Source organism: Kitasatospora sp. NPDC051170, from assembly GCF_044455705.1.
Classification (GTDB): Bacteria; Actinomycetota; Actinomycetes; order Streptomycetales; family Streptomycetaceae; genus Kitasatospora.
The window spans coordinates 12,571-26,971 of sequence record NZ_JBITFA010000020.1; the positions used below are offsets into that span (position 1 = coordinate 12,571).

The 14,401-nt window shown below is 72.9% G+C and carries 12 protein-coding genes; 4 read left to right on the forward strand and 8 right to left on the reverse strand.

What is annotated here, in order from left to right; genetic code table 11:
- Positions 1-16 precede the first annotated feature (16 nt).
- Complete coding sequence (locus ACIBCA_RS32545; protein ID WP_396286663.1) at positions 17-841, reverse strand: hypothetical protein; 825 nt, start codon at positions 839-841, stop codon at positions 17-19.
- A 517-nt stretch (positions 842-1,358) separates the two neighbouring features.
- On the opposite strand from ACIBCA_RS32545, the gene sepH reads away from it, so the two are divergent.
- Positions 1,359-2,441, forward strand: a complete 1,083-nt coding sequence (gene sepH / locus ACIBCA_RS32550) for a septation protein SepH (RefSeq protein ID WP_396286664.1) — start codon at positions 1,359-1,361, stop codon at positions 2,439-2,441.
- A 71-nt stretch (positions 2,442-2,512) separates the two neighbouring features.
- On the opposite strand, the gene ACIBCA_RS32555 is transcribed toward sepH, so the two are convergent.
- The gene (locus ACIBCA_RS32555) at positions 2,513-3,388 is read right to left on the reverse strand and encodes a sulfurtransferase (RefSeq protein WP_396286665.1); all 876 of its coding nucleotides are present in this window, start codon (positions 3,386-3,388) and stop codon (positions 2,513-2,515) included.
- Between the two features lie 177 nt (positions 3,389-3,565).
- Between ACIBCA_RS32555 and ACIBCA_RS32560 the strand changes: the two genes are divergently transcribed.
- Positions 3,566-4,318 carry a VOC family protein gene (locus tag ACIBCA_RS32560; protein WP_396286752.1) on the forward strand — a complete coding sequence of 251 codons (753 nt, stop codon included), beginning with the start codon at positions 3,566-3,568 and terminating at the stop codon, positions 4,316-4,318.
- Between the two features lie 87 nt (positions 4,319-4,405).
- Here the strand turns inward: ACIBCA_RS32560 and ACIBCA_RS32565 are convergent, their stop codons facing one another.
- The 4 genes from ACIBCA_RS32565 to ACIBCA_RS32580 all read right to left on the reverse strand — a co-directional run bounded on the left by ACIBCA_RS32565 (position 4,406) and on the right by ACIBCA_RS32580 (position 9,998).
- Positions 4,406-5,062: a thymidine kinase gene (locus ACIBCA_RS32565; RefSeq protein WP_396286666.1), complete on the reverse strand. Its 657-nt coding sequence runs from the start codon at positions 5,060-5,062 to the stop codon at positions 4,406-4,408.
- Between the two features lie 61 nt (positions 5,063-5,123).
- The gene (locus ACIBCA_RS32570; protein ID WP_396286668.1) at positions 5,124-6,311 is read right to left on the reverse strand and encodes an alkaline phosphatase family protein; all 1,188 of its coding nucleotides are present in this window, start codon (positions 6,309-6,311) and stop codon (positions 5,124-5,126) included.
- Positions 6,312-6,370: 59 nt separating this feature from the next.
- Positions 6,371-6,967, reverse strand: a complete 597-nt coding sequence (locus tag ACIBCA_RS32575) for a DUF5998 family protein (protein WP_396286669.1) — start codon at positions 6,965-6,967, stop codon at positions 6,371-6,373.
- A gap of 94 nt (positions 6,968-7,061) precedes the next feature.
- Positions 7,062-9,998, reverse strand: a complete 2,937-nt coding sequence (locus ACIBCA_RS32580) for a GNAT family N-acetyltransferase (protein ID WP_396286670.1) — start codon at positions 9,996-9,998, stop codon at positions 7,062-7,064.
- 226 nt (positions 9,999-10,224) lie between these two features.
- Between ACIBCA_RS32580 and ACIBCA_RS32585 the strand changes: the two genes are divergently transcribed.
- Positions 10,225-10,506: an HPr family phosphocarrier protein gene (locus ACIBCA_RS32585; RefSeq protein WP_396286753.1), complete on the forward strand. Its 282-nt coding sequence runs from the start codon at positions 10,225-10,227 to the stop codon at positions 10,504-10,506.
- A gap of 146 nt (positions 10,507-10,652) precedes the next feature.
- Entirely contained in the window at positions 10,653-11,465 is an 813-nt protein-coding gene (locus ACIBCA_RS32590) for an LAGLIDADG family homing endonuclease (RefSeq protein ID WP_396286671.1), read from the forward strand.
- Between the two features lie 42 nt (positions 11,466-11,507).
- On the opposite strand, the gene ACIBCA_RS32595 is transcribed toward ACIBCA_RS32590, so the two are convergent.
- Both ACIBCA_RS32595 and ACIBCA_RS32600 read right to left on the reverse strand, forming a co-directional pair.
- Positions 11,508-12,701, reverse strand: coding sequence for an RtcB family protein (locus ACIBCA_RS32595; RefSeq protein ID WP_396286672.1), 1,194 nt, complete (start codon positions 12,699-12,701; stop codon positions 11,508-11,510).
- A gap of 316 nt (positions 12,702-13,017) precedes the next feature.
- Positions 13,018-14,382 (reverse strand): M16 family metallopeptidase, encoded by a 1,365-nt coding sequence (locus ACIBCA_RS32600; protein ID WP_396286754.1) that lies wholly within the window; start codon positions 14,380-14,382, stop codon positions 13,018-13,020.
- Positions 14,383-14,401 lie beyond the last annotated feature (19 nt).

Below are 14,401 nucleotides of genomic sequence, written 5' to 3' on the forward strand. Positions count from 1 at the left end.
TCACGGCGCTACGGCGTTACGGCGTCACCGGCGCCCGGGAGGCGGCCGCGGGCTCGCTCGGCACGGGCGGCTGCGGCGTGGCGGAGCCCGTGGGCCCACCGCCGCCGCCCGCCGAGGGCGAGGCCCCCGCGGAGGGGGTCGCGCTCGGGCTCGGGCTCGCCGAGGGAGAGGCGCCGCCGGAGGGCGTCGCACTCGGAGTCCCGCTCGGCCGGGGCTCCGGCCCGGTCGACGGCTGGGCGGACGGCCGCGTCGACGGCTGCGAGGCGCCACCGGACGGGGCGGGGCGCTCCGGCTGCGCGTCCTTCGGCTCCCGGTCCTTGGGCGCCACCGACCCGCCGAAGGACGTCCCGCTGCCGGACTCGCCGCGCACCGTGGCCGACACCGGCTGGCCGGTGGCCACCTCGTACGCCACGATCGGCGTCATCGCCAGCACGAACACCAGGCCCGACACCGCCGCGTACGACTTCCACGTCCACCGCCGGCGCGCCCGCACCACCCGCGGCTCGTTCCACTGCGAGGACACGGCGGGCCGTTCCTCGGAGTCGGGCCGACCGGTCGGCACCTGACGCAGTGTGTTGGCCGTCTGGTTCGGCCCCCGGTCCACCGCCTCGCGCAGCTGCTCGCCCGTGCGCTTGAACAGGTGCTGGAACAGCGCACCGCCGGTGGTCGCCCCGATGCTGACCACCGCGGCGCCCATGATCGTGCCGTACACCCCGAGTTCGGACGCCAGCAATGCCCCGGCCACCGTGGCCAGCGCACTCGCCGCGACCTGAGCCACACTCAGATCGATCCGCCTGCGCTCCTTCTTCTCGCCCTCCTCGACGGGGCTCCGCTCCGGCATCGACATCCCTCGGTCCGTACGACTGTTCTTCGAACAAGTCACTCCATCTTGCCCAAAGAAGGACACAAGGGACGAAAATGCGGTTCTTCCGGCCCGGATTGTGTGAAGATGATCACCGTTCGTCCGACGGTGGTACGCCATCGAAGGCGCGCGCTCTTGAGATTCCCGTGAATCGCGGGAGACTTGAGCGGCGAGCCGCCCCTTCGGATGCCACGAATGGAGTACTGTTCGTAAAGCCCGAGCCTTGGGTCGACTTGTCGACTGCGCCTTCACCGGCAGCCTGACGAAGAGCCACGGAACAGGCACGCACGGCGACGCCGGTCCCGGATCGTCGCGAACACTCCGTGTGCGAGGACGGCCGGGACACCCAGGCGCGACGTCGACCGATGACGTGGCAAAAAGGCAACCGTGCCACAGCGGCATGCGCGGGCGTGAGCCCGACACGCCGGGGAACTCAGCAAGGTTGTGGCCAGTCGCGAGCGGGCAGGCCACACTCAGTACGGGAGCAGCGACGCAGGTGACGTCGGCAGGCACCACCCGGGAGGTAACCGTGCCCGAACTGCGGGTTGTGGCCGTCAGCAACGACGGCACACGGCTGGTGCTCAAGGCTGCCGACAGCACGGAGTACACCCTCCCCATCGACGAGCGGCTTCGTGCCGCCATCCGCGGGGACCGGCCGCGCCTCGGCCAGATCGAGATCGAGGTCGAGAGCCACCTCCGCCCCCGGGACATCCAGGCGCGGATACGAGCCGGTGCCTCCGCCGAGGAGGTCGCCCAGGCCGCCGGCATCTCCGTCGACCGGGTCCGCCGCTTCGAGGGCCCCGTCCTCGCCGAGCGCGCCTTCATGGCCGAACGCGCCCGCAAGACCGCCATCCGCCGCAACGGGGAGACCACCGGGCCCCAGCTCGGCGAGGCCGTCGCCGAGCGGCTCGCGCTGCGCGGCGCCGAGAAGGACACCGAGCGCTGGGACTCCTGGCGGCGCGACGACGGCACCTGGGAGGTCATCCTCTCCTACCGGGCCGACGACGAGGGCCGCAGCGCCTGCTGGACGTACGACCCGCCCCGGCGGCTCGTCCAGCCCAACGACGACGAGGCCCGCGCGCTCATCGGCGAGAACGTCGAGCGCGAGGAGGAGTCGGTCTTCCCGTTCATCCCGCGGATCGCCCGGCTCCCCCAGGACCGGCCGCTCCGCCCGATGATCGACCGGCCCTCCGCCGACCGCATCATGTCGGCCCGTGAGGTCCGCGAGTCGCGCGAGGCCACCGCCGAGTCCCGGGACTCGCTGACCAGCCTGCTCGACGTCGTCCCCGCCTTCCGCGGAGACCTCGCCGTGGGCGGCCCCGCCCCGATCGAACCGGTTCCCGCCGAGGTCGCCGAGGAGACCGAGGAACCCGCGGCCGCCGCTGCGGCACCGGCCGTCGGCGCGGGCTCGGCCTACGCCGACATCCTGATGCCCCGCGCCGTCGCCCCCCACCGGGAGCGCCTGGTCGGCACCACCGACCGGCAGGCCGAGGCGGACGGCGTCCGGCCCGGGCGCCGGGCCACCGTGCCCAGCTGGGACGAGATCGTCTTCGGCAGCCGGCGCAAGAAGCAGGAGTAGCGGCACTCGGTACGGACGCGGAAGGGGCGGGAGGTCTTCACGACCTTCCGCCCCTTCCGCCCGTCAGGTGATCAGCCCGGCTGATCCGTCACCGCCACCGGGCGGGACTCGTCGCTCGACCACTCGCTCCACGAGCCCGGGTACAGCGTGGCCTCCACGCCCGCCAGCTCCAGCGCCAGCACCTGGTGCGCCGCCGTCACGCCCGAACCGCAGTACACCGCCGTCGGCCGCTCCCCCACGCCCAGCGCCCCGAAACGCTCGGCGAGTTCGGCGGCCGGCCGGAAGCGTCCGTCCGGGCCCACGTTCTCCGTCGTCGGGGCCGACACCGCGCCCGGGACGTGACCGGCCCTCGGGTCCACCGGCTCGACCTCGCCCCGGTAGCGCTCGCCCGAGCGGGCGTCCAGCAGCAGGGCCTCCCGCGCCCAGACCGCCGCGCCGTCCCCGTCCACCGTCGGCATCAGCCCCGGGGTGGGCTTGAAGTCGCCCTCCTGCGGCTCCGGCACCTCGGCCGACACCGGCAGACCCGCCGCCCGCCAGGCCGCGAAGCCGCCGTCCAGCACCCGCACGTCCCGGTGCCCGGCCCAGCGCAGCAGCCACCACGCCCGGGCCGCCGCCATCGAGGCGGCGCCGTCGTACACCACCACCGGGCGGCCCGCGCTCACCCCGAAGCGGCGCATCGCCGCGCCGAACTCCTCCACGTCCGGCAGCGGATGCCGCCCGCCCCGGCCGGGCGCGCCGGGCGGGGCCGCCAAGTCCCGGTCCAGATCGACGAAGTGGGCGCCGGGCAGGTGCCCGGCCGCGTAGTCCTCGGCCGCGGTCGGGCCGCCCGGGGCCGCGCCGACCAGCTGGTAGCGCACGTCCAGCAGCACCGGCGGACGCTCGGAGGCCAGATCCCGCGCCACATCGGCCGCCGAGATCAGCGGGGAACCGTCGTTGAAGGTGGTCATGGCCGCCATTGTCGCCCAGCCGCCGGCGGCCCGGGAGGCGCCGCCGCACTTTGTGCGCTCTTTGCCGGACTTTCCGCGCGGCCCGAGGGTTGGGCGCGCGCCAGGGTGGAAGCATCACCCTCGCGCGCGAGGATTTCCGTGCGCCAACCACCCGTGAGGAGGCCCGCATTGCCCGCGGTGGAACTCCGACTGGCCCAGGGCACACCCTGCTGGGTCAGCCTGCTGACCGACGACCTGCCCGGCGCCCGGGCCTTCTACGGCGAGCTGCTCGGCTGGACGTACGCCCCCGGCCCCGGGCAGCTCGGCGCCTACGTCCGGGCCGAACTCGACGGCGCCCCGGTCGCCGGGCTCGGCGTCGCCAGCGCCACCGGGTTCCCGGTGCAGTGGACCACCTACTTCGCCGTCGACGACGCCGACCGCGCCGCCGGACTCGTCCGGGAGTGCGGAGGGACCGTCGCCGTCGGCCCCCTCCAGGCCGAGCGCGCCGGACGGATGACCATCGCCTCCGACGTCTCCGGCGCCGTCTTCGGACTCTGGCAGGGCGAGGAGCACCCCGGGCGGGAGGCATCCTCCGCGCCGGGTGGGCCCGCCTGGTCCGAACTGCTCACCCCCGACGCGGACGGCTCCGCCGCCTTCTACGCCGCCGTCCTCGACCGGCCCGTGCGGCCCGACGCGGGCGAGAGCGCGCTGATCGTCCACGGCCGGCCCGTCGCCGGGATCCGCCACCACGCCGACCTGCGCGGCCACCCGCCGCGCTGGCGCACCCACTTCGCCGTCCGCGACGCCGCGCTGACGGCCCGCCAGGCCGTCGACCTGGGCGGGCGCGTCCTCGTCGAGCCCCACCACACCGCGCGCGGACTCGCCGCCCGGCTGGCCGACCCGCAGGGAGGGCACTTCTCCGTGCTGGAGGTCGGCGCCGGCCCTGTCTAGGGGCTGGACCCGCCGGCTCAGACCTGTCGGCTCAGACCTGCCGGATCAGACCCGCCGGCTCAGACCTGTCGGCTCAGACCCGCCGGCTCAGACCTGCTGCTCCTCGAAGGGGAGCACGTCCGGGGAGAGCACCGAGGCGCGGGCCGTCGCGGCCGTCAGCCGGCGGCGGTGATGGCGGCGGCACAGCACCTCGTAGCCGACCTCGTCCTCGCTCACCGAGATGTCGCCGATCACCACCTGGGCGCCCTCGACCACCATCACCCCGCCGACCGTACGGGCGTTGTGCGTCGCCCGCGCGCCGCACCAGCACAGTGCCTCCACCTGCAGCACCTCCACCCGGTCGGCCAGCTCGATCAGCCGCTGCGAACCGGGGAACAGCCGGGTGCGGAAGTCCGTGGTGATGCCGAAGGTGTAGACGTCGATGTCGAGTTCGTCCACCACCCGGGCCAGCTGGTCCACCTGCTCGGCGGCGAAGAACTGGGCCTCGTCGCAGATCAGGTAGTCCACCCGGCCGCCCGCCGAGAGCCGGTGCACCACGTACGCGTGGAAGTCGAACTCGTCCGTCACCTCCACCGCGTCCGCCCGCAGGCCCAGCCGGCTGGAGATCGTCGCCGCGCCCGCGCGGTCGTTGCGGGTCAGGATGAGGCCCTGCCGGCCGCGCGCGGTGTGGTTGTGGTCCATCTGCAGCGCGAGCGTCGACTTGCCGCAGTCCATCGTGCCCGAGAAGAACACCAGTTCAGCCATGGGTGGAGCAAGGGCCTTTCACATCAAGGGGGTTCGGGCACAGAGGAGTCAAGGGGGCCACTCAGCCGCGGACTTCGAGCAACGGCACGAACTGCTCGACCGGGGTCATCGAGCCGTGCAGACCGATCATCGCGGACTCACCGGGCTCGTTGCGGGAGGCGATGATCGCGATGTCGTCGCGCGCCGCGGCGACCACGTCGCCGATCCGCCCGTACACCCGCTGGTCCACCACCGGGCCGAACCAGCCCGCCGCGATCGCCTCGTCCCGGGTGGCCACCCACATCCGGTCGCCCAGCACCTCGCTCCACACCGTGTGCACATCGGCCGCCGCGCCCGGCACCGCGTACACGTGACGGGCCCGGCCCTCGCCGCCCAGCAGGGCGACGCCCGCGCCGAGCTCCCAGTCCTCGTCGAAGTCGATCCGGTCCTCCGGCGCGACGTCGATCATGCCGTGGTCGGCCGTCACGTACATCGCCGAGCGGGGCGGCAGCTGCTCGGCCAGGCGGCGGGCCAGCCGGTCCACCGAGTCCAGCATCATCCGCCACTCGTCGGAGTCCACGCCGAAGCGGTGGCCCGCGCCGTCCAGCTCGCTGACGTAGGTGTACACCAGCGCCCGGTCGTGCTCGGCCAGCCAGGAGGCCGCCAGGTCCATCCGCTCCTCGCCCGTGGTGCGGCCCAGGAACGTGCCGCCGGACAGCGCCACCCTGGTCAGCGGGGTCTGGGCGAACAGCGGCGAGGACACCTGGGCCGTCGCCACGCCCGCCGCGTGCACCTGCTCGAAGACCGTCGGGTACGGCTGCCAGGCGTGCGGGTCCGTGTGCGGCTGCCAGCGCAGCTGGTTCATCAGATAGCCCGAGCCCGGCACCGCCACCGTGTAACCGGCCAGCCCGTGCAGGCCCGGCGGGGTGCCCGTGCCGACCGAGGCCAGCGAGGTCGCCGTCGTCGACGGGAACCCGGCCGTCAGCGGACGGCCCGAACCGCCCAGCGAACTGCCGATCAGCGAGGACAGGAACGGCGCGTACTCGGGGTGGCGCAGCAGCAGCTCCCAGCCCAGGCCGTCCACCAGGAACACCACCGCCCGGTCGGCCGGGGCGATCGGCAGCGTCGCGGTGAACCCGGGCACGCCGAGGCCCGCCGCCACCGAGGGCAGCAGGTCGCACAGCGAACCGCTGCCGTACGGGGGCGCGGGGGCCGTGGCCGGGTCGAGGATCTCGAAGGCGTCGTAGCCGTCGGGGGAAGCGAAGGACATGGAACCGGATTCGTCGCGGGTGGTCGGGAAGCTCTCGGGACGGTCTCGGGAGGCTTCGATCAGGCCCGCGGGCCGTTGTCGATCGTCGCGTCGGACAGCGCCCGGGCGAACACGAGGGCCTGGGCCACCGTCTCCGGACCGTCCCCGGCCTCGCTCACCCGCAGTGAGAGGTCGTCAGCCGTCGCCGAACCCGTGTACCCGTGGTCCGCGTCACAGTTCGGGTCCGAGCAGCCCGCCGGCTCCAGGTCCAGGCGCTGCACCGCACCCCAGCCGATCGTCAGCACCACCTCGCGCGGCAGCGTGCCCGGGGTGTACGTCTCCGGGTTCGCCACCATCCGGCTCACCACCACCGAGCCGATCCGGTCCAGGCGCACGCTCTCCGTCGAGGTCGTCGCGAACGGCACCGCCGGGCTGTTCTCGGCCCCCGACTGCTCGTCGGTGTGGCTCACCACGAACCGCGTCGGGGTCAGCACCAGCACCGTCACGTGCCGGCGCACCTCGTTGGCGTCGAAGGTCGTCTCCTGGTGCACCAGGTAGGAGCTGATCGGCTCGGGGCCCACCGCGGACTCCACCGCTTCGGACACCAGGGCCGGGTAGTAGCCGCTGCGCTCGATCGCCGAGCGCAGGTCCTGAGTGGTGGTACCGGTCTTCGCCATAACTCCATCCTGGCATGGTCCGCCGACGAAGCGGGCGGCACGGCGCCGAGCTTCGGACAACAGGCGCCCACGGGCGGGGCGCAACCAAGGAAGGCTACAGCGTGCTCATGGCGCGCGGGCCCAGATCGCTGCGGACCGGAAGCGGCGCGATCCGCACCCGCGCCCCCAGGATCGCCAGCCCGTGCGGCGCCACGACCACGGGTTCGAGGTCCACCGAGGCGATCTCCGGCACGTCGTCCACCAGCTGCGAGACCCGCAGCAGCAGCTCCTCCAGCGCGGCGGTGTCCACCGCCTCCGCCCCGCGCCAGCCGAACAGCAGCGGGGCCGCGCGCACCTCCCTGATCAGGGAGGCCACGTCCTGGTCGGTGGCCGGGACCAGCCGGTGCGCCACGTCGCCCAGCAGTTCGGCGGGGGCCCCGGCCAGGCCGAAGGAGAGGATCGCGCCGACGGCCGGGTCCACGGTGGCGCCGATCACGGTGTCCACCCCGCGCGGGGCCAGCCGCTGCACCACCAGCTCGGCCTGCGGGGCGCCGCCGAGCAGGGCGTCCAGCTCGCGGTGGGCGCGGCGCAGGCCCGCCTCCCCGGTGAGGTCCAGACGGACGCTGCCCAGGTCGGGGCGGTGACGCAGGTGCGGGGCCGTGGCCTTGAGGGCCACCGGGTAGCCGAGCCGCTCGGCGGCCCGGACGGCCGTCTCCTCGTCGGGGGCCGGCAGGGTCGGGGAGACGTCGATGCCGTAGCAGTCGAGCAGGGCGCGGGCCTCGGCGTCGGGCAGGGTGATCCGAGCGCCGCCGGGCTGGGTGCGAAACAGGAGGGAGCGGCGCGTAGCGCCCCGAACAAGGGTGGTGGCGGGCGACGGGCGGGAAACCGCGGCACGGGTGTTCAGCGACGCCTCGACCAGGGCGCGGGCGGCCGGCTCGTCGATCCGGTCCAGCTCGGGGACGCGGGCCGTCTCCTCCGCCTCGGCGGTGCGGCGGCGCCACTGGGCGTAGTGGACGGCGTGGGCGAGGGCGCGCACCGCGCGTTCGGGCGCCGCGTAGGCGGGGATGCCGCCCTCGCGCAGGCGCAGCGGCAGGTCGGTCAGGGCCAGGTGGGCCAGCAGCAGCGGCTTGCCCGACTCGCGGGCGCGGACGCCCGCCTCCAGCAGGGCGGCGGCGATCTCCGGGTCGTCCGACCCCATCTCCGGGTCGTCGGGGCCGGTGAGGCGTCCGCCCATGAAGGCGTGGGCGGAGGTGCCGATCGGCGGGATCGCGACGGCGATCACCGCGTCCACGGCCGGGTCGGCGAGGGCGGTGTCCAGGGCGATGCGGAAGTTCTCGCCGGTGGCGGCCGTGGTGAGGTCCACGGGCGTGCGGGGGCGCAGGCCCGCGCTCAGGCAGGCGTCGTAGGTGAGCAGGCCCAGCGAGTCGGAGTTGCCGACCACGGCGACGCGGTCGCCCGGGGGCAGCGGCTGCTGGGCGAGCATCTCGCCCGTGTCGTACAGCTCGGTGATCGTCGTGACCCGGATGACGCCGGCCTGCTCGAACAGCGCGTCCACGGTCGCGTCGCGCAGGCCCGTCGCGGTGGCGGGGACGGCGTGGCCGGGCGGCAGGCTGCCTGTGTGCCGGGCGCCCTTGACCACCACGACCGGCTTGACGGCGGCCAGGCGGCGGGCGATGCGGGTGAACTTGCGGGGGTTGCCGAAGGACTCCAGGTAGAGGAGGACCACCTCGGTGGCCTCGTCCTCCGCCCAGTACTGGAGGAAGTCGTTGCCGGAGACGTCGGAGCGGTTGCCGACCGAGGCGAAGGAGGAGACGCCGAGGCCCCTGCGGTGGGCGGCCTCCAGCAGGGCCACGCCGATCGCGCCGGACTGGCAGAAGATGCCGAAGCCGCCGCGCTCGGGCAGGTGCGGGGCGAGCGAGGCGTTCAGCGGGCGGTCCGGGTCGGTGTTGATCAGGCCGAAGGCGTTCGGGCCGACCACCCGCATGCCCGCGGCCCGGGCCTGGCGGACCAGGGCGCGCTGGCGGTCGCGGCCCTCTGGTCCGGTCTCGGCGTAGCCGGCCGTCACCACCACCAGGCCCTGCACACCGTGCGCGCCGCACTCGGCGACGGCCGCCGGGACGGCGCCCTCGGGGACGGTGATCACCGCGAGGTCGACCGGGCCGGGGATCTCCAGGATCGAGCGGTGGACCGGGACGCCGTCCAGCTCGGTGCCCTCGGGGGCGTTGCGGTTCACCGCGTACACGGCGCGGGGGGGCTCTGTCGGCTCTTTCGGCTCTGCGGGCTGTTTTGGCTCCGCGGGCTCTTTCGGCTCTGCGGGCTCCCCCGCGAACCCTCCCAGCAGGTCGCGCAGGATCGCCCGGCCGACGGTCTGCGGGTTGCGGGAGACGCCGATCACCGCCACCGAGCGCGGGGTCAGCAGCCGCTGCACCGAGCGGGCCTCGGCGCGGTGCTCGCGGGCGCGCATCACGGCCAGGGAGCGATCGGTCTGCTCCAGGTCGAACTCCAGGTGCACCACGCCGTCGGCGAAGCTGCGGTGCTGGGTGTAGCCGGCGTCGGTGAAGACCTTCACCATCTTGCGGTTCTCCGGCAGCACCTCGGCCTGGAAGCGGCGGATGCCGCGCTCCTGCGCGACGGCGGCGATGTGCTCCAGCAGGGCGGAGGCCACGCCCCGGCCCTGGTGGGCGTCCTGCACCAGGAACGCCACCTCGGCGTCGGTGCCGGTGTCGGAGGGGCGGCCCTCGGCGTCGATCCGGTCGTAGCGGACGGTGGCGATGAAGCGGTCCCGGACGACGACGGCGAGGCCGACGCGGTTCACGAAGTCGTGGTGGGTGAAGCGGCGGACGTCCTTGTCGGACAGCCGGGGGTAGGGGGCGAAGAAGCGGAAGTACTTGGACTGTTCCGAGACCTGCTCGTAGAACTCCACCAGGCGCCCGGCGTCACCGGGGGTGATCGGCCTGATGCGGGCCGTGCCCCCGTCGCGCAGCAGGACGTCGGCTTCCCAGTGCTGCGGATAGTCCGGCTGGTCGGGGTGCGCTGCCGCGGAGTCGTCCACGATCGTCAGGTTATCCGGCGGCGAGCCGAATGGCGCCGGACGTGCTCTCACGGCAGGGTGAACAGGGCCCGCGACCGGGTCTTATGCCCCGAAAAGAAACAATCACAACTACCGAACGCGGCGGCTCGTAGGGGTCGCCTGCGTGCAACACTGGTCTAGACAACATGGCCGTTTCCCCCGCTCCCAGAGCACGGCCGTGACCAGCTTCACCGGAAAGGCACGTCTCATGGCCGAGCGCCGCGTCACCATCGGTTGGGCCGAGGGCCTGCACGCCCGTCCCGCCTCCGTCTTCGTCCGGGCCGTCACGGCCACCGGCGTGCCGATCACCATCGCCAAGCCCGGCGGCAACCCCGTCAACGCCGCCTCCATGCTCGGCCTCCTCGCCCTGGGCGCCCAGGGCGGCGACGAGGTCATCCTCGCCTCCGACGCCGAGAACGCCGACGAGGCCCTCGACCGCCTCGCCAAGCTCGTCTCCGAAGGCCTCGACGAACTCCCCGCCGCCGCCTGAGGCTCGCGCGGCACACAGGAAGCGCCCGGCAGTGTGGATAACACTGCCGGGCGCTTTTGTTCGCCGAATAGATCGCATCCACACCATTGAGCGAACTGGTGCGCGATCATCCCCCATGGATGCCTGATCGCACACATGCTCGCCGCATGACCTTCTTCGATCTCGAACGACCCGAGCACGCCTACATGTTCGCCTTCCTCCAGGCGGACGGGCACCTCCGACAGGGCCCCGGCAACAAGGGCACCCTGAGCGTGGAACTCTCGGCGCGCGATGCCCCCATCCTGGAGGAGTTCCAGCGGCTCTGCCCGTTCAACAGCACCATCAAGTACCGCACGCGTTCGACGAACTTCAAGGCGGAGCACACGTCGGTGATGTGGACGGTCTACGCCCGAGAGTTCCGCGAGGAACTGCAGGAACTCGGTCTCCCGGCGGGGCGGAAGTCCGATCTCGTCGGGCCACCGACCGTGCCGTTCTCCCGGCGTGACTACCTGCGGGGCCTGATCGACGCGGATGGCTCGGTGGGCCGAACCTCCGATGACCTGCCGTTCGTGAGCCTGACGACCAAGAGCGACGCCCTGGCGATCTTCACGGCCGACTACGCGGACCAGTTGTGCGGCGCCCGGCGCAAGCTCACCCGCAACAAGCGCGACGACATCTACAACATCCTCTTTCTGAAGGAGGCCGGGGTGGCCCTGGCCACCGACCTCTACTACCCGGGTTGCCTGGCCCTGCCTCGAAAGGTAGTGGGCGCCGATCGAGCCCGCACCTGGGTTCGCCCGCCAACCATGAAGCTCGCACCTCCGCGGCGTAGTTGGACCCCGGAGGAGGATGAGGTGATCCTCGCCGCGACGAGCATGGAGCGAGCGTCCGAGCAGTTGGACCGAACGCTCAAGAGCTGCACGATCCGGCACTGGCGACTCGTCGGCCCCAAATATTCGAGAGTCTCCCGGCAACGCTGATGACGGCCCCCGACAACGTCGGGGGCCGTCCCATTTCGGCGCTCAGCCCTTCACGCAGACGACCTGCATGAGGTGGGCGATCGGCTCGACCAGGTCGGTCTGCTGCGCCATGACCTTCTCGATGTTCTTGTAGGCGCCCGGGATCTCGTCCACCACGCCGCTGTCCTTGCGGCACTCCACGCCCTTGGTCTGCTCGATCAGGTCCTGCGTGGTGAACCGCTTCTTCGCGGCGGTGCGGCTCATCTTGCGGCCGGCGCCGTGGGAGGCGGAGTTGAACGACGCCTCGTTGCCCAGGCCGCGGACGATGTAGGAGCCGGTGGCCATGGAGCCCGGGATGATCCCGTAGTCACCGCGCTGCGCCCGGATCGCGCCCTTGCGCGTCACCAGCAGGTCCAGGCCGTCGTACCGCTCCTCCGCCACGTAGTTGTGGTGGCAGCTGATCTCGTCCTCGAACGTGACCTTCGCCTTGGGGAACTCGCGGCGCACGACGTCCTTGAGCAGGGCCATCATGATCGAGCGGTTGTGCAGCGCGTACTCCTGAGCCCAGAAGAGGTCCTGGCGGTAGGCCGCCATCTGCGGGGTCTCCGAGATGAAGACCGCGAGGTCGCGATCGACGAGGCCCTGGTTGTGCGGCAGCGAGCGGGCCACGCCCATGTGATGCTCAGCCAACTCCTTGCCGATTCCACGCGATCCGGAATGCAGCGTCAGCCACACATTTCCATGATTATCCGTACACAGCTCAGTGTGATGATTTCCGGATCCGAGCGTTCCCATCTGCTGCATGGCCCTTTCACGGCGCCATTTGACCGCTTCTGCCACATCGTCGAAGCGCTGCCAGAAGTCGTCCCAGCCCGGCGCGCGGAATCCGTGCAGCTTGGTCGGGTCGACCGGGTCCGTGTGCAGGCCGCGGCCGACCGGGATGGCCTGCTCGATCTTGGAGCGGAGGCGGGACAGGTCGTCGGGGAGGTCCTTGGCGGTGAGGGAGGTCTTCACCGCGCTCATGCCGCAGCCGATGTCGACGCCGACCGCCGCCGGGCAGACCGCGCCGTTCATGGCGATGACGGAGCCGACGGTGGCGCCCTTGCCCAGGTGGACGTCGGGCATCACGGCGAGGCCGTGCAGCCAGGGCAGGGAGCTGATGTTGCGCAGCTGCTGCATGGCCGCGCCCTCGACCGTCGCGGGGTTGGTCCACATCCGGATGGGGACCCGGATGCCGGGGACTTCGGTGTACGTCATGGTGGAACGACCTCCGTGGGTCGGTTGAACAGAGGAAAGTGCCGCGCACAGAGTCCCGGTGCGGCTCGGGGAAGTTCAGGGGGTGGGCGCGCTCAGGCGGCCGGGGCGGAACAGGGGAGGGACGGCCTTGGGGAGCGTCGTATGGTTCGCTCGACCCGCATGGTGACCGCCTCCCTTCGTCGCATCCGCGGTGTTCGCACGTTCTGTGCGTCGGGGAACATCTATCCATGGAACGGGACGGGCCTGCAAGGGATTTACAAACGGGTCCGGCCCGGCGGAGCGGGTGCTCCACCGGGCCGGGAATCAAGCGGGAGCGTCAGCTGACGACGGTGACCTCGCCGATGCCGAGCGCCCGTACGTCCTCGGCGATCGCGGCGGCGTCGCCGACGAGGACGGTGACGAGGCGATCCGGCGGGAAGGCGGCGACGACGGCCTCCGTGGCCGCGGCGGTGGGCAGTTCGGCGAGCTGCCGGTAGACCTCGGCCTGGTAGTCGTCGGGCAGGTGCTGCTCGACCTGGTCGGCGAGGGTGCCGGCGACGGAGCCCGCGGTCTCGTACTTGAGCGGCGCGACCCCGACCAGGAACTGCACGGCCTCGGCGCGCTCGGCGTCGGTGAGGCCCTCGGCGGCGAGGGTGCGCAGGATCTTCCAGGTGTCCTCCAGCGCCGGGGCGGTGGAGGCGGTGTCGACGGAGCCGCTGATGGCGAGCAGCGAGCGGCCGGTGCCGTCGGCGGCGGAGCGCAGCGGCTGGGCGAACGCGCGGACGCCGTAGGTGTAGCCCTTCTCCTCGCGCAGGAGCCGGTCGAGGCGGGAGGTGAGGGTGCCGCCGAGGCAGTAGGTGCCGAGGATCTGGGCGGCCCAGACGGGGTCGTGGCGGTCGGGGCCGATGCGGCCGATGAGCAGCTGGGTCTGGACGGAGCCGGGGCGGTCGACGATGACGACGCGGCCGTGGTCGTCCCCGGCGACGGGGGCGAGGACGGCGGGCTGCGCGTCGGCGGCGGTCCAGGTGCCGAGGGTGGTCTCGAGCAGGGCGGGCAGGTCGGTGCCGGTGAGGTCGCCGACCACGACGACGGTGGTGGTGGCCGGGCGGACGTGGGCCTCGTAGAAGGCGCGGACGGCGGCGCGGTCGATGCTCTTGACGGTGTCGGCGGTGCCGGCCCGGGGGCGGGAGAGGCGGTCGGCGGCGTCGAAGAGTTCGGCGTAGAGGGCCTTGGCGGCGCGCCGGGCGGGGTTGGCCTGCTCGTGGACGATCTCGTCGAGGCGGTTGGCGACGAGGCGCTCGATCTCCTCCTCGGGGAGGGCGGGGGCGCGCAGGGCGTCGGCGAGGAGGGTGAGGCCGCGCTGGAGGCGGGAGGCGGGGACCTCGAGGGAGACGCGCACGCAGGGGTGGTCGGCGTGGGCGTCGAGGGTGGCGCCGGCGCGCTCGAGCTCGGCGGCGAACTGTTCGGCGCTGAGGGTGTCGGTGCCTTCGCTGAGGGCGCGGGCGAGGATGGCGGCGATGCCGTCGAGGCCCTCGGGTTCGGCGGCGAGCGGGGCGTCGAGGAGGACCTCGACGGCGACGAGCTGCTGGCCGGGGCGGTGGCAGTGCAGGACGGTGATGCCGTTTCCGAGGGCGGCGCGCTCGGGGGCGGGGAAGTTCCAGGGGACGGGGGTGCCCGGCTGCGGCTGGGGGTGGAACGTCATGGCGGGGGCCTGGTCGGTG

Bases quoted from the DNA above. Each gene is read 5' to 3' on its own strand.
- ACIBCA_RS32545 (WP_396286663.1), bottom strand. From the start codon at position 841: ATGCCGGAGCGGAGCCCCGTCGAGGAGGGCGAGAAGAAGGAGCGCAGG.
- ACIBCA_RS32555 (WP_396286665.1), bottom strand. From the start codon at position 3,388: ATGACCACCTTCAACGACGGTTCCCCGCTGATCTCGGCGGCCGATGTG.
- ACIBCA_RS32565 (WP_396286666.1), bottom strand. From the start codon at position 5,062: ATGGCTGAACTGGTGTTCTTCTCGGGCACGATGGACTGCGGCAAGTCG.
- ACIBCA_RS32570 (WP_396286668.1), bottom strand. From the start codon at position 6,311: ATGTCCTTCGCTTCCCCCGACGGCTACGACGCCTTCGAGATCCTCGAC.
- ACIBCA_RS32575 (WP_396286669.1), bottom strand. From the start codon at position 6,967: ATGGCGAAGACCGGTACCACCACTCAGGACCTGCGCTCGGCGATCGAG.
- ACIBCA_RS32585 (WP_396286753.1), top strand. From the start codon at position 10,225: ATGGCCGAGCGCCGCGTCACCATCGGTTGGGCCGAGGGCCTGCACGCC.
- ACIBCA_RS32590 (WP_396286671.1), top strand. From the start codon at position 10,653: ATGACCTTCTTCGATCTCGAACGACCCGAGCACGCCTACATGTTCGCC.
- ACIBCA_RS32595 (WP_396286672.1), bottom strand. From the start codon at position 12,701: ATGACGTACACCGAAGTCCCCGGCATCCGGGTCCCCATCCGGATGTGG.
- ACIBCA_RS32600 (WP_396286754.1), bottom strand. From the start codon at position 14,382: ATGACGTTCCACCCCCAGCCGCAGCCGGGCACCCCCGTCCCCTGGAAC.